This window comes from Micromonospora sp. NPDC047187, assembly GCF_040643355.1.
Taxonomy (GTDB): domain Bacteria; phylum Actinomycetota; class Actinomycetes; order Mycobacteriales; family Micromonosporaceae; genus Micromonospora; species Micromonospora salmantinae.
Map to the genome: position 1 here is coordinate 70,687 of NZ_JBEYUF010000018.1, position 19,661 is coordinate 90,347.

The 19,661-nt window shown below is 72.4% G+C and carries 18 protein-coding genes and 1 riboswitch; of the genes, 9 read left to right on the plus strand and 9 right to left on the minus strand.

Annotated elements, in window-relative coordinates:
- Window positions 1-22 precede the first annotated feature (22 nt).
- The 4 genes from ABZ794_RS24605 to ABZ794_RS24620 all read left to right on the plus strand — a co-directional run bounded on the left by ABZ794_RS24605 (window position 23) and on the right by ABZ794_RS24620 (window position 3,511).
- Window positions 23-1,294: an N-acetyltransferase gene (locus ABZ794_RS24605; RefSeq protein WP_210784853.1), complete on the plus strand. Its 1,272-nt coding sequence runs from the start codon at window positions 23-25 to the stop codon at window positions 1,292-1,294.
- Between the two features lie 52 nt (window positions 1,295-1,346).
- Window positions 1,347-2,078, plus strand: a complete 732-nt coding sequence (locus ABZ794_RS24610) for a histidine phosphatase family protein (protein ID WP_238688877.1) — start codon at window positions 1,347-1,349, stop codon at window positions 2,076-2,078.
- Window positions 2,062-2,931 (plus strand): NAD(P)H-hydrate dehydratase, encoded by an 870-nt coding sequence (locus ABZ794_RS24615; protein ID WP_210784851.1) that lies wholly within the window; start codon window positions 2,062-2,064, stop codon window positions 2,929-2,931. Before ABZ794_RS24610 ends, ABZ794_RS24615 begins: the two co-directional genes overlap by 17 nt.
- 79 nt (window positions 2,932-3,010) lie before the next feature.
- On the plus strand, window positions 3,011-3,511 hold the full coding sequence (locus ABZ794_RS24620; protein WP_210784850.1) for a hemerythrin domain-containing protein: 501 nt from the start codon (window positions 3,011-3,013) through the stop codon (window positions 3,509-3,511).
- A gap of 60 nt (window positions 3,512-3,571) precedes the next feature.
- Here the strand turns inward: ABZ794_RS24620 and ABZ794_RS24625 are convergent, their stop codons facing one another.
- Window positions 3,572-4,378, minus strand: coding sequence for an SDR family NAD(P)-dependent oxidoreductase (locus ABZ794_RS24625; RefSeq protein WP_210784849.1), 807 nt, complete (start codon window positions 4,376-4,378; stop codon window positions 3,572-3,574).
- A 149-nt stretch (window positions 4,379-4,527) separates the two neighbouring features.
- Window positions 4,528-4,617: riboswitch (ZMP/ZTP riboswitch) on the plus strand.
- A gap of 19 nt (window positions 4,618-4,636) precedes the next feature.
- Here ABZ794_RS24625 and ABZ794_RS24630 point away from each other — a divergent pair.
- Window positions 4,637-6,073: a glycine hydroxymethyltransferase gene (locus tag ABZ794_RS24630; RefSeq protein ID WP_210784848.1), complete on the plus strand. Its 1,437-nt coding sequence runs from the start codon at window positions 4,637-4,639 to the stop codon at window positions 6,071-6,073.
- Between the two features lie 95 nt (window positions 6,074-6,168).
- On the opposite strand, the gene ABZ794_RS24635 is transcribed toward ABZ794_RS24630, so the two are convergent.
- The 6 genes from ABZ794_RS24635 to ABZ794_RS24660 all read right to left on the minus strand — a co-directional run bounded on the left by ABZ794_RS24635 (window position 6,169) and on the right by ABZ794_RS24660 (window position 12,484).
- Entirely contained in the window at window positions 6,169-6,429 is a 261-nt protein-coding gene (locus ABZ794_RS24635; RefSeq protein ID WP_210784879.1) for a hypothetical protein, read from the minus strand.
- Window positions 6,430-6,496: 67 nt separating this feature from the next.
- The gene (locus ABZ794_RS24640) at window positions 6,497-7,822 is read right to left on the minus strand and encodes a PLP-dependent aminotransferase family protein (protein WP_357517764.1); all 1,326 of its coding nucleotides are present in this window, start codon (window positions 7,820-7,822) and stop codon (window positions 6,497-6,499) included.
- Between the two features lie 3 nt (window positions 7,823-7,825).
- Window positions 7,826-8,929: an alpha-hydroxy acid oxidase gene (locus tag ABZ794_RS24645; protein ID WP_357517798.1), complete on the minus strand. Its 1,104-nt coding sequence runs from the start codon at window positions 8,927-8,929 to the stop codon at window positions 7,826-7,828.
- Entirely contained in the window at window positions 8,922-9,917 is a 996-nt protein-coding gene (locus ABZ794_RS24650) for an alpha/beta hydrolase (RefSeq protein ID WP_357517766.1), read from the minus strand. The genes ABZ794_RS24645 and ABZ794_RS24650 overlap by 8 nt, the downstream gene beginning before the upstream one ends.
- Window positions 9,918-9,924: 7 nt before the next feature.
- Complete coding sequence (locus tag ABZ794_RS24655; RefSeq protein ID WP_357517768.1) at window positions 9,925-11,136, minus strand: cytochrome P450; 1,212 nt, start codon at window positions 11,134-11,136, stop codon at window positions 9,925-9,927.
- Between the two features lie 70 nt (window positions 11,137-11,206).
- Entirely contained in the window at window positions 11,207-12,484 is a 1,278-nt protein-coding gene (locus tag ABZ794_RS24660) for an SGNH/GDSL hydrolase family protein (protein WP_357517800.1), read from the minus strand.
- A gap of 313 nt (window positions 12,485-12,797) precedes the next feature.
- On the opposite strand from ABZ794_RS24660, the gene ABZ794_RS24665 reads away from it, so the two are divergent.
- From ABZ794_RS24665 to ABZ794_RS24680, 4 genes are all read left to right on the plus strand, one after another.
- A complete protein-coding gene (locus ABZ794_RS24665; protein ID WP_238688874.1) occupies window positions 12,798-14,357 on the plus strand; it encodes an AMP-binding protein in 1,560 nt (519 codons plus the stop codon).
- Entirely contained in the window at window positions 14,354-15,577 is a 1,224-nt protein-coding gene (locus tag ABZ794_RS24670; RefSeq protein ID WP_210784843.1) for an MFS transporter, read from the plus strand. The genes ABZ794_RS24665 and ABZ794_RS24670 overlap by 4 nt, the downstream gene beginning before the upstream one ends.
- A 102-nt stretch (window positions 15,578-15,679) precedes the next feature.
- Window positions 15,680-16,615 carry a sialidase family protein gene (locus tag ABZ794_RS24675; RefSeq protein ID WP_357517770.1) on the plus strand — a complete coding sequence of 312 codons (936 nt, stop codon included), beginning with the start codon at window positions 15,680-15,682 and terminating at the stop codon, window positions 16,613-16,615.
- Between the two features lie 39 nt (window positions 16,616-16,654).
- Window positions 16,655-17,341 (plus strand): SGNH/GDSL hydrolase family protein, encoded by a 687-nt coding sequence (locus tag ABZ794_RS24680; RefSeq protein WP_238688872.1) that lies wholly within the window; start codon window positions 16,655-16,657, stop codon window positions 17,339-17,341.
- On the opposite strand, the gene ABZ794_RS24685 is transcribed toward ABZ794_RS24680, so the two are convergent.
- Together ABZ794_RS24685 and ABZ794_RS24690 are read right to left on the minus strand one after the other, a co-directional pair.
- On the minus strand, window positions 17,338-18,696 hold the full coding sequence (locus tag ABZ794_RS24685; RefSeq protein WP_357517772.1) for a hypothetical protein: 1,359 nt from the start codon (window positions 18,694-18,696) through the stop codon (window positions 17,338-17,340). The genes ABZ794_RS24680 and ABZ794_RS24685 overlap by 4 nt on opposite strands.
- Window positions 18,693-19,661 (minus strand): transketolase C-terminal domain-containing protein, encoded by a 969-nt coding sequence (locus ABZ794_RS24690; RefSeq protein ID WP_210784839.1) that lies wholly within the window; start codon window positions 19,659-19,661, stop codon window positions 18,693-18,695. Before ABZ794_RS24690 ends, ABZ794_RS24685 begins: the two co-directional genes overlap by 4 nt.

Genomic DNA, 19,661 nt, shown 5'->3' on the forward strand with positions numbered 1-19,661 from the left:
CCCGGTCGGGCAGGATGGCGTCGTGCGCCAGCAGAAGACCAGATCGGGTGGGGCACCCGCCGTCCGGATCGACGACGCGAAGATCGAGGACATCCCCGCCCTGCTCGCCCTCGACGCGCTCTGTTTCCCGCCCGACGACCCGGCGCACGAGCCAGCGGCGCCGAGCGAGATCGAGAACGGCGTCGCGGGCGGACACGTCCGGGTGGTCCGCGCCGGCACGGAGATCGTCGGCTTCCTCCAGTACGAGTTGCCGAGCGCCCATCACCTCTACCTGAGTGGGCTCGGGGTGCACCCGGACCAGCGGCGCACCGGTGTGGGTGCGGCACTTCTCGACGACTTCGTGGCCCGGGCACGGGCGGTCGGGGCGCAGCCCCACCCGACCATCTCCACGGTGACCAGCCCGGAGAACCTGGCCATGCTCGGGTTGCTGCTGTCCCGCGGGTTCGTCGTGCGCACCATCGTGCCGGACTACTTCGGCCCGGGACGCGACCGCTACTACTGCCAGCACAAGTCACGGGTGGAGTACGTCGACGCCGACGAGCGCTATCTGATCCCGGTTGCCGCGTCGGCACAGATCGCCACCCTGCTGGCCGGCGAGCAGAACGTCATCACGGGACTGGTGAACCTGCCCGCCGGGCCGGCCCTGGAGCTGTCCCGGTTCGAGAAGGAGGACTTCGCGGCCCTGCAGTCCGACGAGAGCGCCGCCGGGATCGCCTTCTCCAGCGGCATCCTGGCCTCGATCGCGTTCGTGCTCGGCCTGTCGTTCGCCTCCCCGGCCTATCCCGACGGGGTACGGGTGCTGCTGATGTGCTCGGCCCTGGCCACCACCGCGTCGCTGATCATCTATGCCAACACCTCCGGTGAGCTGGCGCGGCTGCGAACCAACAGCTTCGGCCGGTACACCAAGTGGGGCAACGTGCTGTCGGAGTTCGGCGGTGTCTTCCCCTTCCTCATCGCCCTACCGGTCACCTTCGCGAGGATCACCTCCTCGGTGGGCGTGGCCCTGGCGGCCGCGGCCCTCTTCGGCGCCGCACTGCTCGTCTACGACCGGTCGGCCTTCGCCATCTCGGCGCGCTTTCGACAGAGCGTCAGCACGACCGCACTGTCCCTCTTCGTCGCCGCCGCGCCGGTGCTGGGCGTCCTCGCGGTACGCCACTCCGCTCCGATGGTCCCCTGGGCCTGGACGGGAGCGGTACTCCTGGCCCTGGCCGCCCAGTCCTTCACGTACCTCTTCCGCCGGCGCGACGAGTCGACACCCCAGGCAGGGCTGCGCCCCTGGCAGAGCCGCCGCTAGGCAACGGACGGCGCTCCGATTACCAAACGCTCGTGCCGGGTAGGGGGGCCGCATGGCGGAACTGGCAACCCTGTGGATCGTCCGGCACGGCGAGAGCACCGCGAACGTCGCGGCGACGCACGCCGAGGCGTCGGGCGCGGAGCTGATCGACCTCACCCACCGCGACGCCGACGTGCCACTCTCCCCGACCGGCGAGGAGCAAGCTCGGGCGACCGGCCGTTGGCTGGCCGAGCTGCCGGACGCGGGGCGACCGGACGTGGCTGTGGTGTCGCCGTACCTGCGGGCGGTGCAGACCTCGCGGCTGGCGCTGGCCGGCACCGACATTCCCGTGCACCGCGACGAGCGGCTGCGCGACCGGGAGCTGGGCATCCTCGACGGACTGACCGGGCACGGGGTGCGCCGGCGGTACCCGGACGAGGCCGAGCGCCGGGAGCGGTTGGGCAAGTTCTACTACCGGCCGCCGGGTGGGGAGTCCTGGACGGACGTGGCGCTGCGGCTGCGGACGCTGCTGGGCGACCTGCGCCGCGACCACGAGGGTTGCCGGGTGCTGCTCTTCGGCCACGACGCGCTGGTCTTCCTGCTTCGCTATCTGCTGGAGGGGTTGACCGAGGACGAGCTGATGGCGCTCACCCGGCAGGACGTGATCGCCAACTGTTCGATCACCGAGTGGTCGGCGGACGGCGAGGACCGCCTGGCCCTCACCGCCTTCAACGATGTCGCGCACCTGCGTCAGCAGGGCGCCCAGCCGACCAGGGAGGACGAGATCCATGCCGAGCCGGTCTGAGGTGAAGGTGATCACCCCGGCGTTGCTGCGGGACTGGGCGCTGCCGGTTCCGGTCGGTGGAAAGGAGAGCCGGGGCACCGTGCTGGTGGTCGGCGGTTCCCGCTTCACGCCGGGCGCGGTGCTGCTCGCCGGGGTGGCCGCGCTGCGCGCCGGTGCCGGGGTGCTCCAGTTGGCCGCCGCCGAGTCCACCGCCGCCGCGCTGAGCATCCAGGTGCCCGAGGCGCTGGTGGTCGGGTTGCCGGAGACCTCCGACGGCGCGGTGGCCGCCGACCGCGACGGGCAGCTCGGCGACCTGGTCGCGCAGGCCGACGTGGTGGCGATCGGCCCCGGCTTGAAGGCGATCGACGAGACCAACCGCCTGCTGGGCCTGGTTCTGGAGGCGGCCCGTCCCGACACGTCGCTGGTGCTCGACGCGTACGCCCTCGGTGCGCTCAGCCACGCACCGGACCTGCTGGTCGGCTCGGGTCGGCCCGTGGTGCTCACCCCCAACGTCACCGAGGCCGGGCACCTGCTCGGGCGGGAGCCGGGCGACGACCTGGACGCCGAGGCGGCCGAGTTGGCCGCGCGGTACGAGGCTGTCGTGTCGCTGTACGGGCACGTGGCCGCTCCGGACGGGCGGGGTTGGCGGGAGGAGAGCGGCGACGCCGGGCTGGGCACCTCCGGCAGCGGGGACGTGCTCGCCGGGTTGCTGGCGGGGCTGCTGTCCCGGGGCGCCGACCCGGCGCAGGCGGCCTGCTGGGGCTCGTTCGCGCACTCGGTGAGCGGCCAGCGGCTGATCCCCCGCTACGGCCGGATCGGCTTTCTGGCTCGGGAGTTGCTCGACGAGATCCCCCGCACCCTGGCGATGGTCTGAGGCGGTTTCACCTGTTTCCGCATTCGGTGTCGGGGTACCGGAACCCCACCAGCCGAGACTCGTCAGGGAGGTCATACCGGTGTCGACCGATGCCATCGTCCTGCTCAAAGAGGACCACAAGGAAATGCGCCGCCTGTTCACTGCCTTCCAGGACGCCGAGGAGGGGCCGGCGAGCCAGCGGCAGAAGCTGGTGGACCAGATCCTGGAGGCACTGACCGTGCACACCTATCTGGAGAACGAGGTGATGTACCCGGAGGTCCGGCGGCTGCTGCCCGACCTGGAGGACGACATCCTCGAGTCGTACGAGGAACACCACGTCGCCGATGTGCTCTGCGCCGAGCTGGCCAGCATGGACGCCGACGACGAGCGGTTCAACGCCAAGACGACAGTGCTAATCGAGAACGTCACCCACCACGTCGAGGAGGAAGAGCAGGAGTGGTTCCCCAAGGTCCGCGACGCGCTGGGCCGCAAGCAGCTCCAGGAGATCGGCGAGAAGATGATCGCCTTGCGCGCGGACGCGCCGCGTACCCCCACCGCACCGAAGGCGATCAAGAAGGCGCTCGACGCGGTGACGGCCTGAGGCACCCGCTCACACCGAAGGGCCCGGCACGATGCCGGGCCCTTCGTCGCGCGCCACGGGTCAGCTGCCCGAGCCCGGCTCGGCCATCCGGCGGTGCTGCTCGGACTTGAGCTTGTCCGGAATGATCTTGCCGGCGGCGGTCTGCACCTTGTTCATCAGCGAGCCGGCGGTGATCGTCTGATCACCCCTCATCATCGCCTCGAAGCCCTGCTCGGCGACCTTCGCCGGGTCGTCCTTCCTGCCCGAGCCCACCCGCGTGTCCTCCATGTCGGCGCGGTCGAAGAACTCCGTGTCGGTCGGCCCGGGCATCAGCGAGGTCACCGTGACGCCGGTGTCCTTCAACTCGTTGCGCAGCGCCTCGGCGAAGGACTGCACGAACGACTTCGACGCGTTGTAGACCGCCTGGAACGGCCCCGGCATGGTGGAGGCGATCGACGAGGTGAAGAGGACCCGGCCCGCGCCCCGCTCGACCATCCCGGGCAGCAGCCGCTTCGCCAGGTGCACCGTCGAGCGCACGTTGAGGTCGACGATCTCCAACTCGTCAGCGAGGTCGGTGCCGCCGACGAAGGCGCCACCGGCGCCCCGGCCGGCGTTGAGCGCCAGCGCGTCCAGCGGCCGTCCGGTCGCGGTGACGGCCGCCACCAGTTCCGACACGCCCTGCTCGCGGGCCAGGTCGACGCGGACCGACCAGATCTGCGGGCCGCCGTCGCGGCGCAGCTTCTGCGCGGCCAGCTCGATGCCGTCGTCCTCGGCCGCGATCACCAGGTCGAAGCCGTGCTCGACGAACTGCGCCGCCAGCTCGTACCCGATCCCGCTGGAGGCGCCGGTCACCAGGGCGAGCGGCCGGTCGGAGGTGGGTGTGGTCATGTTCTCGACTCCTTCTGTGCGAACCCTGGCCGCACCCGTGACGGTGCGGTGGTCTCCTACCGTGTGCCCCGCGACGCACCGCCCAATCACGTCGGCGGGGTCGCCTCCCGGAGGGTGGCCCGAACGGCCGGCTCCGGCCCGGTAGGATCCTCCCGGGCCGTTACTGGCGCGTGGGGATGGAGAACCATCGGGGAGCGGCCTCGTCACGTGGACGTTTGCCGAGCGCCTGGGCCTTCCCGCACGTCTGTTGGAGGTCGCATGTCCCGCAACGCCGAGTCCACCGCATTCCGGAGTGCCCTTGAGGTGATCCGGGCTGTCGAGCCGCGGGTCGCCGACGCCATCGGCGCCGAGCTGACCGACCAGCGGGAGTCGCTCAAGCTGATCGCCAGCGAAAACTACGCCTCCCCGGCGACCCTGCTGGCCATGGGCAACTGGTTCAGTGACAAGTACGCCGAGGGCACCGTCGGCCGCCGCTTCTACGCCGGCTGCCAGAACGTCGACACCGTCGAGGCGCTCGCCGCCGAGCACGCCCGGGAGCTGTTCGGCGCCGCGCACGCGTACGTGCAGCCGCACTCGGGCATCGATGCCAACCTGGTCGCCTTCTGGGCGGTGCTGGCCGACCGGGTGGAGTCCCCCGCCCTGAAGAAGGCCCAGGTCCGCCAGGTCAACGACCTCACCGAGGCCGACTGGTTCGCGCTGCGCCGCGAGCTGGGCAACCAGCGGATGCTCGGCATGTCGCTGGACGCCGGCGGCCACCTCACCCACGGTTTCCGGCCGAACATCTCCGGCAAGATGTTCGACCAGCGCAGCTACGGCACCGACCCGGCGACCGGCCTGATCGACTACGACCGGGTGGCCGAGGCCGCCCGCGAGTTCAAGCCGCTGATCCTGGTGGGCGGCTACTCGGCGTACCCCCGGAAGGTGAACTTCCGGATCCTGCGCGAGATCGCCGACTCGGTCGGCGCCACCTTCATGGTCGACATGGCGCACTTCGCGGGCCTGGTGGCCGGCAAGGTGTTCACCGGCGACTTCGACCCGGTGCCGCACGCGCACATCGTCACGACCACCACGCACAAGTCGTTGCGCGGCCCGCGCGGCGGCATGGTGCTCTGCCAGCCGGAGTTGGCCGACCAGGTCGACCGAGGCTGCCCGATGGTGCTCGGCGGCCCGCTGCCGCACGTGATGGCCGCCAAGGCGGTCGCGCTCGCCGAGGCCCGCCGGCCCGACTTCGCCGACTACGCCCAGCGGATCGTCGACAACGCGAAGGCGCTCGCCGAGGGGCTGCTGAGCCGGGGCGCCACACTGGTCACCGGCGGCACCGACAACCACCTGGTGCTGATCGACGTGTCCGGCTACGGGCTCACCGGCCGGCAGGCCGAGCAGGCCCTGCTCGACTCGGGCATCGTCACCAACCGCAACTCGGTCCCGCAGGACCCGAACGGCGCCTGGTACACGTCCGGCATCCGGATCGGCACCCCGGCGCTGACCACCCGGGGCCTGGGCACCGCCGAGATGGACCAGACCGCCGAGCTGATCCACACCGTGCTGACCCAGACCACCGCCGGCGCCAACGCCGACGGCACCCCGTCGAAGGCGAAGTACAACCTGGACGCCGGCCTGGCCGACAAGGTGGCCCGCCAGGCCACCGACCTGCTGGCCACGTACCCCCTCTACCCCGGCATCGACCTGAGCTAGCCCTCGACCGCGTCGATCATGGAGTTGTGGTGCCCGATCCGGGCTGGTGCACGACTTTCGTCCACCACCACAACCCCATGATCGACGCGGGGGCCTCAGTCCATCGGGCGCTTCAGGTGGTAGCGGTGGACTTCGGTGCTGCCCTGGACGTTGTTGACGTCCTCCGCGGCGGAGACCAACTCCCACCCCTCCCGGCCCGCGCGGTTGAGGTGCGCGATGGCGGTGTCGCCGTAGGCGGTGATGTCCTTGCGTGACCCGTCCGGCGCATACCAGACGAACGAGACGTGAAAATTGCGGCCCTGTCCCTGATAGCGACGGACGAGCAGGGCGTACTCCCAGGCAACCATGCGGCTTATTATGACCGTCCAACCAGGACGGCGGCACGCGGGTCGTCGCGCATTGCCATCCGATGAACGCGGTGTGTCAACCCGCCCGGCGAGTCAACTCGTCGGTGATCAGCGCCGCGAGGCGGTCCAGCCCGACGTCGATCTGCTCCGGTGTGACAGCGCTGACCGACAACCGCAACGCGTGGACCGGCACGCTGTCGTCGTAGAAGTGCGCCATCGGCGTCCACAGCACCCCGTAGTCGCGCCCCGAGCGGTCCAGCAGCGCGTCGTCGACCGGGAACGGCACGGTAACCACCACGAAGAACCCGCCGGCCGGCACCGTCCACCGCACCGCGGGCCGGTCCGGCTGAGCCGGAAAGCGCCGGGTGAGGCCGGCCACCAGGTGGCGCAGATTCCGGGTGTACGCGGACCGCTCCCGGGTGTTCGCGGCCACCAGGCTGCATCCGTGCTCCAGCAGCCGGCCACCGATCACCGCCTGCGCGATCGGCGACGTGTTCACAGTGACCATGCTCTTGATCATGGCGAGTTGGTCGGCGAACGGGCCGACCCGCCCGTCCGGGCCGGCAACCCGCTGGTCGGCGACGACGTACCCGACCCGTGCGCCAGGGAGCACGGTCTTGGCGAACGAGCCGAGGTAGACGACCCGCCGCCCGGTGTCCAACGCCTTCAGGGTGGGCGGGCGCGGCCCGTCGTCGCTGTGGAACAGACCGTACGGGTTGTCCTCCAGCAGCAGCAGATCCTCCTGCCCGGCCAGGTCCAGCAGCCGTTGCCGGTGTGCGGCGTCGATGCTGACCCCGGAGGGGTTGGCGAAGTCCGGCATCAGGTAGCAGGCGCGCGGCCGCAGCCCCGCCGCCCGCGCCCGGCGCACCTGGGCGGCCAGGGCGGCCAGGTCGACCCCGGCCGACCCACTCGCGACCGGCCACACCGGCAGGTCCACCAGCCGGGCCGCCCCGGTCAGCCCGACGTACGTCGGGGCGACCGCGAGCAGCACGTCCGTCGGCCCGGCCCGCAGCGCCCGCAACACCAGGAACATCGCCTCCTGGCAGCCGACGGTCACCACCACGTCCTCCGGGTCGACGGTGATCCCCTCGTCGACCGCGAGGTTGCGGGCGATCAGGTGGTGCACGATGCCCTTGGTCCGGCCGTACTGCAGCAGCAGCCGCCGGGCCTGCTCGGGTCGGTGCCCCAGGTCGTCGACGAGGTGCCGGTGGAAGGTGTCCAGGTGCCGGTGCACCGCCGCGAGGTCGAAAAACTCCTCGTACGGCCGGCCGGCCGCGAGGGACACCGCCGCCGGGTAGCGCTCGGACACCTCGTTGAGGAAGTTCATCGAGGTCAGCGCCGGATCGCCCAGCGCGGGGTGCAGGTCGGCGACGCTCAGGTCGACCGGTTCGCCGGCGGCCATCCCTCAGCCGACCCCGAGGGTGCGCAGCTCGCCGGCCGCCACCACGTCGGCGCAGCCGGCCAGGATGAGCGCGTCGGTCAACTCGGCCACGAGCAGCCCCAACGCGTCCCGGGCGGCCGGTTCGCCACCGGCTGCGAGGGCCCAGAGCAGCGGCCGGCCGACCAGCACCCCGGCCGCACCCAACGCCAGCGCCCGCAGCACGTCGGTGCCGCACCGGATGCCGCTGTCCAGCAGCACCTGGCAGTCGTCCCCGACCACGTCGACGACCTGCGGCAGCATGGTGACGCTCGCCGGTGAGCCGTCCAGTTGCCGCCCGCCGTGGTTGGAGACGACCACCGCGTCCGCGCCGACCCGTACCGCCTCGGTCGCGTCGCGCGGGTCCAGCAGCCCCTTGACCACCAGCGGCAGGTCGACCTGCTCGCGCAGCCACGCCAGGTCCGCCCAGCGCAGCGCCGGCGCGAACGACGCGGCGGTGTGCGCGGCGATCGCGGACACCCCGGGCGCACCGGCGTGCGCCAGCGCGTCGCGACCGTCCGGGAGGTTCGCGGCGACCACCTCGGTCGGCAGCCGGAACGCGTTGCGCAGGTCCCGGGGACGTCGGCCGAGCACCGGGACGTCCACGGTGACCACCAGCGCCCGGCACCCGGCCGCGACGACCCGGTCCAGCAGGTCGCGGACGAGCGCCCGGTCGCGCAGCCAGTAGAGCTGGAACCAGACGTCCGCGCCCGCCCCGGTGACCTGTTCGATGGGGGTGCTGCCCAGCGTGCTGGCAAGGTACGGGATCCCTGCCGCGCCGGCCGCCGCCGCCAGACCCAGTTCTCCGTCCGGGTGCACCAACCGCTGGTACGCCATCGGCGCCACCCCGACCGGCATGGCGTACCGCCGGCCGAGCAGGTGGGTGCCGAGGTCGACGGTGTCCACCCCGCGCAGCACCCGGGGCAGCACCGCGACCCGGTCCAGCGCGCGACGGTTCGCGGCGAGCGTCACCTCGGACGCGCTGCCGCCGGCCAGGTAGTCCCACACGTCCGGCGGCAGCACGGCCCGGGCCCGCTCGGCGTAGTCGGCGAGCGACACGGCCGGCAGGTCGGCAAACACCCGCTCACCCATCGCCCGGCCCCGGACCCGTCGCGGCATCCGGCTCGGCCGGCTCATCCACCCCGCCCGGCCCGGCCGGCAGTCCGAAGCGCTCGCGGAGGAAGGCCGCGGCGCTTTCCTGCGCGCGCCGACCGTCGGTGAAGGTGCCCGGCATGGCGAAGAACCCGTGGATCATGCCCGGGTAGTGCTCCAGCCGGGTGGACACACCAGCGTCGCGCAGCCGCTCGGCGTACCGCTGCCCCTCGGCGCACAGTGGATCCAGTTCGGCGGTGATCACCAGCGCCGGCGGCAACCCGGACAGGTCGTCGGCGAGCAGCGGCGAGGCCAGCGGATCCTTCGCGTACGCCGGATCGGCCAGGTAGTGCGTCCGGTACCAGGCGACCGAACGGCTGTTGAACAGCGCCGGGTCGTCGTCCCCGGCCGGTTCGCCGCTCTGGTCAGTGTTCGGATAGACCAGCAACTGCGCGGCGAGCGGCGGCCCGTCCGTACGGCTGAGCAGGGTGACCGCGGCGGCCAGGTTCCCGCCGGCGCTGTCGCCTCCCACCGCCAGCCGGGTCGGGTCCACTCCCAGCTCGTCGGCGTGCCGAGCGATCCACGAAGTGGCGGCGTGGCAGTCGTGCACCGCAGCCGGGAAGGGGTGCTCCGGGGCGAGGCGGTAGCCGACGGTGATCACCTGACAGGGCACGGCGTTGGCCAGCCGCCGGCAGATGCCGTCGGCGGTGTCGATGCTGCCGAGCGTCCAGCCGCCGCCGAAGAAGTACAGCAGGGTGGGCAGCGGACCCGACCCGGTCGGCCGGTACACCCGCAGCCGCAGCTCACCGGCGGGGCCGGGGATCCGCTCGTCGCGTACCTCGGTCACCGGCTCGACCGCGCCGCTGCCGGCGCGGATCGCGGCCAGGTCCGCGGCGCGCGCCTCGGACAGGGTCTGTGCGTACAGCGGCGGGGTGCCGGCCGCGGCACGGGCCGCCCGGTAGGCCGCCACCTCCGGGTGCACTGCCATCTCGCTCCTATCCACCGGTGCTGACCAGCAACGTGTCGACGCCGCGCAGGAACAGGCTGCCGCTGTACGCCGGCGCCTCGGTGACCCTCAGCGCGGGGAACCGGGCGAACAGCCGGGGCAGCGCGAGGCGGCCCTCCAACCGCGACACCGCCGCGCCGAGGCAGAAGTGCGGGCCCACCCCGAAGGCCAGCGACGGCGGGCCGCAACGGGTCGGGTCGAAGGTGTCCGGAGCCGGGAAGCGGGCCGGGTCGCGGTTGGCCGCCCCGATCATGATGAGCACGTTGTCGTCAGTGGCGACCGGCACGCCGTGCAGCACCGTGTCGGTCGGCGCGGCGCGGGCCAGGAAGTGCACGGGGCTCGCCAACCGCAGCACCTCGTCGACGCAGCCCTGCGCCAGCGTGGCGTCGGTGGGCAGCGCCGCGACGGTCTGCGGGTGGGCCAGCAGCAACGGCAGCCCGTTGCTGAACATGTAGACCGTGGTGACGAAGCTGGCGTTGAACAGCACGATCAGGTTGCTGACCAACTCCTCCTCGGTCAGCTCCACCTCCCCGGAGTCGAGGGCCTCGACCAACGCGCTGAGCAGGTCGTCGGCGGGCACCCGGCGGCGGTGCCCGAGCAGCTCCCGGTAGAAGTCCCGCAACTCCCGCGCGGCGGTGTTGGCCGCGGCCAGCCGCTGCGGGGTCTTCCCCGCCACGTCCAGGAACTCGTCGATCCACTCCACCCGTTCGCGGTACCACTGCAACTCCGCTGCCGGGATGCCGATGAACTCGGCCATCACCAGCGCCGGAATCGGGTACGCGAAGTCGGCCACGAAGTCGACGACGTCCTCCCCGGCGTCCGCCATCCGGTCCAGCAGCTCGTCCACCACCCGCAGGATCACCGGTTCCAGCGCGCCGAGCCGGCGCGGCGTGAAGGTGCGGGAGAAGACGTGCCGCATCCGGGTGTGATCGGGCGGGTTGACGAACATCATCGAGGTCTGGAAGGTCCGCAGGATCTCCTGCTCCTCCCAGCCCGGCGGCGGCTGCTTCGTCCACTCCGGATCGCGCAGCAGCCCGTCGACCAGGTCGTAGCCGACCGCGACGGCGGTCACCGTCCGGTGCTCGGCGCGGGCCGGCAGCGCGCTGATCGGGCCGAGCCGGTGCAGGTCCGCGTACCACGGGTACGGGTCCTGTCTGCCCTCCTCGCTGTACAGGCCGGTGAGTATCTCGTCCACGTCCACGGCCAACTCCTCCCCCCGCCGATGTCGGTGACCGGGGGCAGCGGGGATCACCCGCCGCCCCCGGCCCATGTCACAGGTCGAGCAGCCGCAGCGGCACGGCGTTTGCCAGTGCCTGGTTGCCGGCGTCGTTCGGGTGGATGTGGTCCCCCGAGTCGTACGCGGGCAGCAGCTGGCTGGGCCGTGCCGGGTCGCGCAGCACCCGGTCGAAGTCGAGCAGCCCGTCGAACTCCCGACTGCCGCGCAGGTACGCGTTCACCGCCTGGCGGGTGGCCTCCTTCTGCGGCGTCCACACGCCCGGCGCGCCGTGCCCCTCGTACGGCGTCAGCGTGGCCACCAGGCTGGTCAGCCCGCGCTGCTGGAACTGCTGGTTGATCTGCCGCAGCGTGCCGATGATCGCCTCGGGTGAGTCGTTCGACATCCAGATGTCGTTGATGCCCAGGTGGGTGACGACGGTACGCACCCCGGTCTGGCCGAACACGTCCTCGTTGAGCCGGGCCGCCGCGTTCGGGCCGAGCTGGTAGTAGCCCGGGTAGTTGCCGTCGCCCGGCTCGGTGCCCTCGTGGTTGAGCCGGTTGCCGGCCAGGCTCAGGTTGAGCACGCCCGGGGTGCGCCGGTCCGGCCGGTCGGCGAGCAGCCGGTCGGAGAGCAGGTCGGGCCAGCGCCGGTTGGCGTTTACGGTGCTGCCGTTACCGTCGCCGATGGAGTCGCTGAGCACTACCAGCGCGCCGGGGCTGCCCTTGCGCTGCACGTCGACGCCGGAGAGGAAGAACCAGCAGCAGGTCGGACGGGTGGTGAACCCGGTGCCCTCGGCCACCCCGGTCAGATCCCCGGCACCGATGAAGTTGGCCTGCTGGGACTGCCCGTGGAACGTGGTCGGGCCGGTCGGCGTCGGGAAGTGCACTGTGACCACCAGGTCGCTGTCGTCAGCGACCGGGAAGGCCAACGGGTCGCTGAGCAGTTCGGCGCCCCGGTTCATGGTCGCCGTGGTGGCACCGGTGAAGGTCAGCGGGCGTACCGAGGCGGCGTCGATGTCGGAGAGGTCGTCGGGGGTCGCGGTGTTCGGCCGGGCCACTGTGGCGCGTCCTACCTTGACCGCCTGCTCGCCGTAGAGGTTGCTCAGGCGGACCCGCAGCGCCGGGCCGCCCACGGAGACGTGCACGATCATCCGGACGCTCTGGTCGTTGAGGCCGGTGTTGGTCAACCCGACCGAGTTGCCCCGGGTGACAGCGGTGGCCCAGCTGCCCGCCCACTCGGCGCGGTCGGGTCGGCTGGCGGCGGTGCCGGACGGACCGGCGCTGGCGACGACGGCGGGTGCGCCGGCGATCAACAGCGCGGCCGCAGCGGCGATGACATGCCATCTCTTCGGGGTTGCCGTTGCCATGGAACCTCCATCGTGTGGCAGCCCAGGGCCGTCCGCTGACGGCGCCCGCCTGGACGATGGTCCAGAAACCTAGCCGCCGCCGCTGACAGGCGTCAATCAACCTGATCGACGCGATCAAATGTCCGGCGGGACGCTCGGACCGCCCGTCGGCACGGTTCCGACCAGCCGTTTCCCGCCTAGGCTTCCAGGCGGCGGCGGAGCGGTCGCCCGAGCGCGCCACCGTCGCGTCGTCACCGGGAGCTGCCCGGGGACCGCCGCTTTCTCGGATGGGGGCTGCCGGATGACTGACGGACCCGGGCACACCACTACCTACGTGCACAGGGTGTTGGACCTCTTCGCCGAATTCGGCGACCGGGAGGCGTTGGTCGGCGCCGATCGGCGACTCACCTACGCCGAGGCCGCCGCGCGGGTCCGGGCGATGGCCGCGACGTTGACCCGGCATGGCGTACGGCCGGGGTCGGCGGTGTTGGTGACCGTGGCGAACACGGTGGAGGGTCCACTGCTGCAACTGGCCCTGCACCTGCTCGGCTGCCGGACGATGTGGGTCGCCCCGGTGACCGCGCGCCGGGAGGTCGACGAGTTCATCCGGTTGGCTCGCCCGGACGCCCTGGTCTACGACGCCCGGGACGGGGCCAGCCTGGGCCCGGAGCTGGCCGTCGCGCTGCCCGGCACACCGGTCTGCTGTCTGGGCGCGGGTGGCGCCGGCCCTGACCTCACCGCCGACACCGACGTGGCGGAGCTGCCGGCGTCCGTGCCGGCGCCCGAGTCGTTCCTGCAGACCAGTGGCACCACCGGCAGCCCCAAGCTGGTGCACCACCGGGAGAGCTTCTACGCCCAGATCCTCGCCCTTGCCGCCGACTTCCGCGCCGCCGGGTTCCCGTTGCTGCGACACCTGTCGCACTCGCCGATGTGGCTGGCCAGCGGGCAGATCACCACACTGTTCAACCTGTTCACCGGCGGGGTGCTGTTCCTGCGCGACGACTGGGACCCGGTGGCCTTCGTGGACACCGTGCAACGGGAGCGGATCAACTCGACCTTCGTCACCCCGCCGATGCTCTACGAGGTGTTGGACCACCCGGCGCTGGTGGGCGCGGACTTCTCCGCCATGTTCATGTTCAACGTGGGCGCCGGGCCCGCCGCGCCCGCCCGGCTGCGCCAGGCCATCGCGCGGTTCGGTCCGGTGCTGCGCATCGTGTACGGCCTCAGCGAGGCGGTCGTGATCACCGCGCTGCCCGGGCTGACCGACGATCCGGAGCACCCGGAGCGGTTGCGCTCCTGCGGGCGGCCCTACGGCGACGTCCGCATCGAGATCCGCGACGACGACGGCGCGGTGCTGCCGACCGGCCGCGACGGCGAGGTGTGGGTGCGGACCCGACTGAGCTTCGCCGGCTACCACGGTCAGCCCGAGCTGACCGCGCAGACGCTCGTCGACGGGTGGGTGCGAACCCGCGACATCGGCCACCTCGACGACGACGGCTACCTCTACCTCGTCGACCGGGCCCACGACATGATCGTCACGCATCGCCGGAACTGGGCGATCTTCTGCCGTCCCATCGAGGACGTGCTGGTCGGGCACTCCCAGGTACGGGCCGCCGCCGTGATCGGCGTGCCGGACGAGACGGTCGGCGAGGTGCCGTACGCGTACGTGGTGCTCGGGCCGGGCGCGACGGTCACCGGGGCGGAACTGATCGACCTGGTGACCGCCGAACTCAACGAGATGTGGGCGCCGGCCGCTGTGGAGTTCCTCGACCGGCTGCCGGTGAACCGGTCGATGAAGGTGGACAAGCGGGCGCTGCGCGCGCGGTACGCGGCCCGTCGGGCGGCGGCGGTCGGGGCGTGACCCCCCGCCGACAACTGGTCGTCCTGGTCAGCGCGGACCTGATCTCCAACCTGGGCACCCGCATCTCGGTGGTGACCATTCCGTGGCTGGTGCTGGTCACCACCGGCAGCCCCACCAAGATGGGTCTTGTCGCGTTCGCCGAGACCCTGCCCTACCTGCTGTCCAGCGCGTTGGGCACGCCGTGGGCGGACCGGATCGGCCTGCGCCGTACCTCGATCCTCTGCGACGCGGGCAGCGCGGTGGTGATGGTCGTCGTGGCGCTGACCCCGTGGTTGGGCTTCGTCCCGCTGGTGGCGCTCGTCGCGGTGGCCGGCGCGCTGCGGGGCATCGGGGACCGGGTGAAGCACGTGATGTTCCGCCCGGTCGCGGAGGCCGCCGGAGTGCCGCTGATCCGGCTGACCTCCGCGTACGACGGGCTCAGCCGGGTGGTGACACTGTTCGGCGCCGCAGTGGGCGGCCTGCTGATCGCTGTCTTCGGGGTGACCGAGGCGATCCTCATCGACGCGGCCAGCTTCGGGGTCTGCGCGCTGCTCATCGGTGTCCTGGTCCGCCCGCCGGCCGTCCCGACGCAACCCACCCAGCCGGAAGGTTACCTGCGCGCCCTGCGGGGTGGCTTCAGTTACCTGGGCCGGGACCGGCCGCTGCTCGGCATGCTCGCCGTCATCTCGGCGCTGAACATGGTGGCCAACGCGAGCGTGGCCGTCTACATCCCGGTCTGGGTCGCCCGGGAGCTGCCCGGCCCGAGCGGTCTCGGCCTGGTGCTGGCGGCGTTCTCGGCGGGCGCGCTGCTGGGCAACCTGGTGTTCACCGCGCTCGGGCCCCGGCTGCCCCGGCGGCTGACGTTCCTGGTCGGCGCGCTGGTCGCCGGCACGCCCCGGCTGGTGGCGCTGGCGATCAGCGACGAGCTGCCGGTGGTGCTCGTGGTGACGTTCCTGTCCGGAATCGGCATCGCGGCGGTCAACCCGCTGCTCGGCGTGGCGCTCTACGAGCGGGTGCCACCGGAGTTGCAGACCCGGGTGATCGGCATCGCCGGTTCGTTGGCGTTCGTCGGGTTGCCGGTCGGCGCGCTGCTCGGCGGCTGGTCGGTGGACGCTCTGGGATTCACCCCGGCCCTGCTGACCATGGCGGCGGCGTGCCTGGTGGTCACCGCGTACCCGCTGCTGAGCAGGGCCTCCGGCCCGGAGACGCCGGCGCGGCCCACCCCCGTCACCACCCGGTAAAGCGCGCGCGTTGTTCGTCGGACGTTCGGCTGCTGGCCGCGCGGGCGTCGACCGGGGACGGCTAGCGTCGACCGTCGTCACCGCACCTGGAGGTCGCCGCGTATGACGTCACCCACCCGCCGCCGCACCGCCGAGGTCACCGCCGTACGCCGGATCGGCGACAGCGCGCCGCACAGCGCGTTCACCGACCTGGTCCGGTACTCCGGACGTTGGTTCTGCGCCTTCCGGGAGGCCCGCACCCACCTCAGTGACGACGGCGTGATCCGGGTTCTGACGTCGACGGACGGTCGGTCCTGGACCTCCGCGACGGTCATCGCGCAGGCCGGCACCGACCTGCGCGATCCGCGCTTCGTGGCACGACCCGACGGGCGGCTGCAACTGCTGGCGGCGGCCGCCACCGGCGCGGTCACCACGACGTTCCAGACGGTGACCTGGCTCTCCACCGACGGGCACGCCTGGGGCGGTCCGACCCAGGTGGGCGAGCCGGGCGTCTGGGTGTGGCGGGCGGCCTGGCACGACGACGCGATGTACGGCGTCGGCTACGCCACCCGGGAGCCGAGGTTCGCCCGGCTCTACCGGAGCACGGACGGGGTGGACCTGCGGCAGTGGGTGCCGATGCTGTTCGAGGACGGGTACCCCAACGAGTCCGGTCTGGTCTTCGCCCCGGACGGCACCGCCCTCTGCCTGCTGCGGCGGGACGCGGGCACCGCGAGCGCGCAGCTCGGCCGGGCCGTGCCGCCGTACCGGGACTGGACCTGGACGGATCTCGGTGTCCAGGTGGGCGGGCCGACGCTGCTCCGGCTGCCCGACGGGCTGCTGCTGGCCGGGGTGCGGCTGCACGACGGCGAGGTCCGCACCGCGATCTGCGTCGTCGACCCGGACCGGGGCGAGCTGACCGAGCTGGTCGCGCTGCCGTCCGGCGGCGACACCAGCTACCCCGGCCTGGTCTGGCACGACGACCTGCTCTGGGTGAGCTACTACTCGTCGCACGAGGGGCGGACCTGTGTCTACCTGGCCGAGGTCAGCCTGACCGGCTGAGCCTGGCCGGGCAGCCCGGCGGTCGGCTAGCGTGCCGGCATGCCATCGACGCTCACCGAATCGACGGACCCGTACTGTCTGCGCCCCGGGGAGGCCGCCGAGCTGCTGAACGGGCACCCGTGGCGGCGGTTCGTGGCGCTCGGCGACAGCGTCGTGGAGGGCATGTGTGAGCCGACACCGGGCTACCCGGACGTACAGTGGGTCGACCGGGTCGCCGCCGAGCTGACCGCCGTGCGCCCCGAGTTGGCGTACCGGAATCTGGGTCGACGCGGGCTGCGCGCGCACCAGGTGCGGGCCACCCAGCTCGCCCCGGCGCTGGCGTTCGCACCGGACCTGGCGCTGGTCGTCTGCGGGGGCAACGACGCCTTCCACCCGGCGTACGACGCGGAGGCGGTGGACGCCGAGCTGACCGCGATGATCATCGGGCTGCGCGACGTGGGCGCCGACGTGATCACAGTTGGCATGTTCGACGTCTCGCACAGCCCGGCGGTGCCCGCGCACCTGCGGCCCGGCCTGGGCGACCGAATGCGCCGCCTGTCGGCCCACACGGCAAGCCTGGCCGAGCGCCTGAACACCATCCACGTGCACCTGACCGACCATCCCCTGACGGCCGACCCCACCCTCTACAGCACCGACGGCCGCCACGGCAGCGCCCGCAGCGACGCCGTGGCCACCGCCGAAACCCTCCGCGCCCTGTCCACCCGCCATCCCCTCCGGCGCGGTTAGTCGGTTAGGAGGATTCCGGTTAGGAGGACGCCGTGGGCCAGGTTGAGGATGCCGTCGCAGCCGGGGTAGCCGACCCTCGCCAGGCCGCCGGAGGCGTGCCGACCGAACAGGTACGGGGCCAGGGAGTACGGGACGTCGGCGGTGACCGTCTCACCCGTCTCGATCTGGACGAAGTCCATCGACACCCGGTCGGTCGGCAGGTACTCCTGGAGGATGGCGCCGCCCTGGTCGACGGCGGCCCGCACACCGTCGGCCCAGTCCGCCGCGCTCAACTCCGGGCCGAGCAGGACACCGTGCCCGGCCGAACCGTCGGCCGGCTTCGCCACCAGCGTGGCCTGCTCGGCGATGGCCCGGTCGAGCACCGCGGCGGTCAACGGCACCGTGTACGGCACGTGCCGGCGGATCAGTGCCTGGTCGTCGGCGGGCAGCCCGGCCACGTCCTCCCACAGCCAGGCGAACGTGGTCTTGTTGCCGAGCAGCCAGGCCGCCGCCGACACGAACATCGGCAGGGTGCCGGCGGCGAGGGCCACGGCCACCGCGTCCAGACCGGCGGTCGGGGTGACCCGGTTGGGCACGAACAACCGGAACAGCGCGTCGACCGGGGCGCCGTCGACGACCAGACGGTTGTCGGCGTCCACTGTGGCGGTGGCGACCGGGGCGATGACCAGGTCGATGCCGAAGTCCCGGGCCCGTACGGCGAGGGGGTCGAGGATCCGGAGGAACGTCTGCGGGTCGTCGAGGCCCGGGTAGTCGCCGTCGAAGTCCATCAGCAGCGCCACCCGGGCGCCCTCGGGCAGCCGCAGCTCCTCGCGGATCGCCACGAACCGCTGGTCCAGCAGCGACGGCGCGGCCCGCACCGGCAGGTCGTCGAGGATGCCGTGCTCCCGGTAGAGGCCCTCGTACCGCTGGATGACGGTGTCGGCGTCGAACCCACCGCCGAGGCTGCTGTCGATGTTGTACTCGACGAACTTCGGCACCCCGGCGGAGAAGATCACGTCCGGGCGGTACGCGGCCAGCAGCGCCTCGGTCAGCGGCTCGGCCTCGTCCAGCAGCCGGGTCTCCCCCGCCGGTACGCCGAGCAGCCGGCGCAGCTCGCCGGCGGTGCCGGCCCGCCGACGGCAGGCGTCGAGGATGAGCTGGGCGAGCCGGTCGCAGACCTCGTTGAGTTCCCGCCAGGCGTCGGCGGTGAGCACCGGGGGTCGGGCCAACCGCCACTGCTTGTTGTAGGTGGCCCGGCCGTGGAAGAGCTGCTCCCAGGCCGCCGCCCCACTGGCCACCATGGCCCGACGGCCCGGCTCCGGAAGGTCGGTCCAGGCCCGGTCGGCCGCCGGCCACGGATAGTTCGGGTCGATCATGATCCGTCCTTCAGGGTCAGGTGGATGGCGGTGGCGAGCTGGTCCCGGCCGGGTTGGACGGCCCGGTCCAGTGCCGGGGCGAACGGCAGCACCGCCCCGTCCGGGCGGGTGACCCGGCGCGGCGGCGCGAGCAACCGGACCCGCTCCACCACGCTCGCGATGATCTCGGCGGCCATTCCGCAGGAACGGTTGCCGTCGTCGAGCACCACGAGGCGTCCGGTGCGGGCCACCGACTCGGTGAGACCGTCGATGTCGAACGGGTACAGGGTGCGCGGGTCGAACACCTCCACCGAGACCTGGTCGGCCAACTCCTCGGCGACGGCGAGCGCGTCGTGCACCAGGTGCCCGATCGCGACCACCGTCACGTCGTCGCCGAAGCGGTGGATCCGGCCCCGGCCCAGCGGCACCGGCGTCAGGTCGTCGACGTCGTCGCGCACGTCCATCGCGCCGGCCGGCGCGAACACCACCACCGGGTCGTCGTGGCGGATCGCGGTGACCAGCAGCCCGTACGCGTCGGCCGGGGTGGCCGGCACGACGGTGACCACGCCGACGTGGGCGAAGAGGCTGTACGGGTGGTCGGAGTGCTGCCCGGCCCACCCGGTACGCGAGCCGGAGCCGGGCACCAGGTAGGTGACGGGGACACTGCACTGCCCGCCGGTCATCAACGGGAACTTGTGCGCGTGGTTGACGATCTGCTCGAAGACCAGGAACAGCAGCGACGGGATCTGGAACTCGACCACCGGCCGCAGCCCGGCCAGCGCCGCACCGGTCGCGAAGCTGGTGAACGCCTGCTCCGACAGGGGGGTGTCGCGGACCCGTTCGGCGCCGAACCGCTTGGCCAGCCCGGTGGTCACCAGCGACGCCCCGACCCGAACGTCCTCGCCGAGCAGGAACACCGCCTCGTCGCGGGCCAACTCGTCAGCGAGGGCCCGGGTCAGCGCCCGGCGGTACGACAGTCGGGGCAC